This is a genomic window from Longimicrobium sp. (genome assembly GCF_036280135.1).
GTDB lineage: Bacteria > Gemmatimonadota > Gemmatimonadetes > Longimicrobiales > Longimicrobiaceae > Longimicrobium.
Genome location: NZ_DASURI010000161.1, coordinates 1 through 3932 on the forward strand (window position 1 = coordinate 1; position 3932 = coordinate 3932).

Here is a 3932-nt window from a genome sequence, read left to right on the forward strand (position 1 = left end):
GTCCCCCTCGTCTCGCCCGCGGGGCATGCCGTGGGTGCCCTGTGCGTGGCCGACACCCGCCCCCACGCGTGGGACGAGGGCACCGTGCAGGCCCTGCGCGACCTGGCGGCGCTGGCCGTGACGGAGATCGAGTGGCGGCACACGCAGGCGCAGCACGAGCGCGTGACGACGGCCCTCCGGACAGCCGAGGAGCTGTTCCGCATCCTCGTGGAGCAGTCGCTGGTGGGGCTGTACGTGATCCAGGACGACCACTACACCTACGTGAACCCGCGCTTTCGCCAGATCTTTGGCCTGGCGCCGGACTACCTGGACCAGCGGCACCACTACCTGGAGGTGGTGGACGAGCAGGACCACGCGCTGGTGCGCGAGAACGTGCGCCGCCGCATCGAGGGCGAGATCGGCGCCGTGCACTACCGGCTGCGGGGGCGGCGCACGGACGGCGAGCTCATCCACTTCGAGGTGCACGGGCTGCGGACGGTGCTGCACGGCAAGCCCGCGCTCATCGGCGTGGGAATCGACGTGACGGAGCGCGTGCGGGCCGAGCAGGAGCGCGAGCAGGCCATCCTGGCCCGCGACCGCTTCTACGCCATGATGAGCCACGAGCTGCGCACCCCCGTGAGCGCCGTCATGCTGTACAACGACCTGCTCCTCTCCGGCGTCTACGACCCGCTCAGCGACGCGCAGCGCGACGCCGTGGACCGCTCGCAGAAGTCGGCGCGTCACCTGCTGGACCTCATCAACGACCTGCTGGACCTGTCCAAGCTGGAGTCCGGCCGCCTGGAGACGCGGGTGGAGGAGGTAGAGGCGGCGGAGCTCGTGGACGGCGTCGTGAGCGGCCTGGCTCCGCTCGCGCTGGAGCACGGCTGCAACCTGACGGTGCGGATGGAGCAGCGCCCCCTGCATGTGGTGGGCGACGCGCGGCGGGTGCGGCAGATCCTGCTCAACCTGCTTTCCAACGCCGTCAAGTTCGGCCACGGGGCGCCGGTCGAAGTCCGTTGCGCGCCCGCGGAGGGCGGCATCACCGTGGAGGTGACGGACCACGGGCCGGGCATTCCCCCCGCGGACCTGGAGCGCATCTTCGACGACTTCGTCCAGCTGGGCGAGCCGGGCGTGGGCACGGGGCTGGGCCTGCCCATCGCGCGGCGCCTGGCGGAGCTGCAGGGCGGCACGCTGCGGGCCGAGAGCGCGCCGGGAACGGGCAGCACCTTTCGCCTCTTCCTGCCCAGCGTGGCCCCCGAGGGCCCTCCCCCGGGCGGCTTCCCCTCCTTCCTTTCTTCGGTTATTCTTCGGTAGGGTTCGACGGCGATTTCTGGACGGAGGCGGTGCGGCAAACGAACCGCGGCGGCCGCGATGGGGTACTTTCCCCATCCGGCGCGGGAAGGTGTTATCTTTCCCGGTTTCGCCCGACGTACCGTATGTGCCGCACCTCCGCCGTTTGATGAACCCGCACGCCCTGAACGTCCTGGAATACCGCGAGGCGCTGGACCTCGTGGCGCGATTCGCCTCGTCCGGCCTGGGCGCCGACGCGGTGCGCGCGCTTTCGCCCAGCGCCGACCTCGCGTGGATTGAGCCCGAGCTGGCGCGCGTGGAGGAGATGCGCGGCTTTTTGCGCGGCGACAACGGCTGGCAGGTGCCCGCCGTCCCCGACGCGCGCGAGGCCCTGCGCAAGATGCGCGTGGAGGGCTCCGTGCTCGACGGCCCGCAGCTGCGCGACGTGGGCGTGCTGCTCACCAGCGCGCGCACCACCCGCCGCGCGGTCATGCAGAACGCCGGCTCGCTGCCGTACCTGTCGCTCATCGCCGGCGGGCTGGTGGAGCGCGAAAAGGACGAGGCCGAGATCGCCCGCACGGTGGACGACGCCGGCCTGGTGCGCGACGAGGCCAGCCCCGTGCTGTACCGCGCGCGGCGGGAGATCAAGAGCACGCGTGGGCGGCTGGTGGAGCGGCTGGCCGCGTACATGGCGTCCATGCCGTCGCACCACCAGGTGCCCGACGCGTCCGTGACGGTGCGCGACGGGCGCTACGTGATCCCCGTGCGCCGCGAGGGGCGCGGCGAGGTGGGCGGCATCGTGCACGACGAGTCGGCCACGGGCGCCACGCTCTTCGTCGAGCCGCCCGTGGCGGTGGAGATGATGAACCGCCTGCGCGAGCTGGAGGCCGAGGAGGCGCGCGAGGTCACCCGCATCCTCCGCGAGGCCACGGCAAAGCTCCGCCCCATCCAGCCGGACCTCCTCGCGTCGCTGGACGCGCTCGTCGTCCTCGACTCGCTCTACGCGCGGGCCCGCTACGCCCTGCGCACGGACGGGCGCATGCCGCGGATGCTGGAGGCGGGGACGGAGGAGTACGAGGTGAACGGGGGCGCGCACCCCATCCTCCTGGCCCGCTCGCAGTCCGTGGTGCCCTTTGACCTGCGGATGGACCGGGGCGAGCGCACGCTGCTCATCAGCGGCCCCAACACGGGCGGCAAGACGGTGCTGCTCAAGGCCATGGGGCTCATCTCGCTCCTGGCGCAGAGCGGCATCGTCCCCCCCGTGGGCCCGGCGACGAAGCTGCCCGTCTTTCGCGACGTGTTCGCCGACGTGGGCGACGAGCAGAGCATCGAGGCGTCGCTCTCCACCTTTTCGGCGCATCTCAAGAACCTGCGCGAGGTGCTGGACGGCGCCGACTGGCAGTCGCTCGTGCTGACGGACGAGATCGGCAGCGGCACGGACCCGCAGGAGGGCGCCGCGCTCGCCCGCGCCGTGCTCGTGGAGCTCACGCGCCGCTCGTCATTCACCGTCGCCACGACGCACCTGGGCCAGCTCAAGCTGCTGGCCACGGAAGAGCCGGGGATCGTGAATGCGTCGCTGCAGTTCGACGCGGAGCGGCTGCAGCCCACCTACCGGCTCCTCAAGGGCGTGCCGGGCCGCTCGTACGGCCTGGCCATCGCGCGGCGGCTGGGGCTGGAGCCGCGGCTGCTGGAGGAGGCGGAGGCCACGCTGCCGCAGGGCGAGCGCGACGTGGCCAAGCTGCTGCTGGAGCTGGAGGCCAAGGAGCAGCGCTTCGCCGACCAGAACGACCTGCTGGCCCGCCGCCTGGCCGAGACGCAGGCCCTGCGCGAAAAGCTGGAAGCCCGCGAGCAGGAGCTGAAGCAGAAGGAGAAGGACGCCGAGCGCCGCGCGCGCCAGCAGGCCCGCGACCTGTTGCTGCAGTCGCGGGCGGAGGTGGAGGCTGCCATCCGCGAGGTGCGCGACGCGGCCGATGCCGACAAGCTGGAAGAGGCGGCCCGCGCCGCCCGCCGCCGCGTGGAAGAGGCGGCGCAGCGCCAGCGGGAAAAGCAGCCGTCGGAGCGTTCGGCGCGCGGCGGCGGCAAGGCCAAGCGGGGCGCCATCCAGGCGCTGGAGCCGGGGCTGCGGGTGCGCATCGAGTCGCTGGGGCGCACGGGCACCATCGTGGACCTGCGCGACGGCAAGGCGCTCGTGGAGGCGGGCTCCATCCGCCTGTCGCTTCCCCGCGACGACCTCACGCCGCTGCCGCCGGGCGACCAGGAGGCGCAGTCGCCGCGTCCGCGCCCGTCGGCGGGGTACGTGAACGCGGGATCGGACGCGCGGCCGGAGGTGGACCTGCGCGGCATGCGCCCCGACGAGGTGGACGTGGTGCTGGGCCGGGCCATGGACAGCGCCATCATGGCGGGGCTGCCGTCGTTCCGCATCATCCACGGCAAGGGGACGGGCGCGCTGCGGGCGCACGTGCGCAAGCTGCTGGAAAGCGACCGCCGCATCTCCGTCGCCCGACCGGGCGAGCTGTTCGAGGGCGGCACGGGCGTGACGGTCGTGGAGTTCGCATGACGAGAAGTGCGAAAGTGCGAAAGTGCGAACGTGCGAAAGTGAACCCCGGTTCACGGGCGCACTCCCGCACCCGCGCCTTGCCGCACTTTCGCACTTTCGCACTTTC

At 72.4% G+C, this 3932-nt stretch carries 2 protein-coding genes; both read left to right on the forward strand.

Going from position 1 to position 3932, the window contains the following annotated elements:
- On the forward strand, positions 1–1293 hold a 1293-nt coding region (locus VFZ20_RS04935; RefSeq protein ID WP_329682722.1), incomplete at its 5' end, for a PAS domain-containing sensor histidine kinase.
- A 145-nt stretch (positions 1294–1438) separates the two neighbouring features.
- Positions 1439–3826 (forward strand): endonuclease MutS2, encoded by a 2388-nt coding sequence (locus VFZ20_RS04940; RefSeq protein WP_329682723.1) that lies wholly within the window; start codon positions 1439–1441, stop codon positions 3824–3826.
- The last annotated feature ends 106 nt before the right edge of the window (positions 3827–3932 follow it).

Coding starts and splice junctions, on each gene's coding strand:
- VFZ20_RS04940 (WP_329682723.1), top strand. CDS start 1,439: ATGAACCCGCACGCCCTGAACGTCCTGGAATACCGCGAGGCGCTGGAC.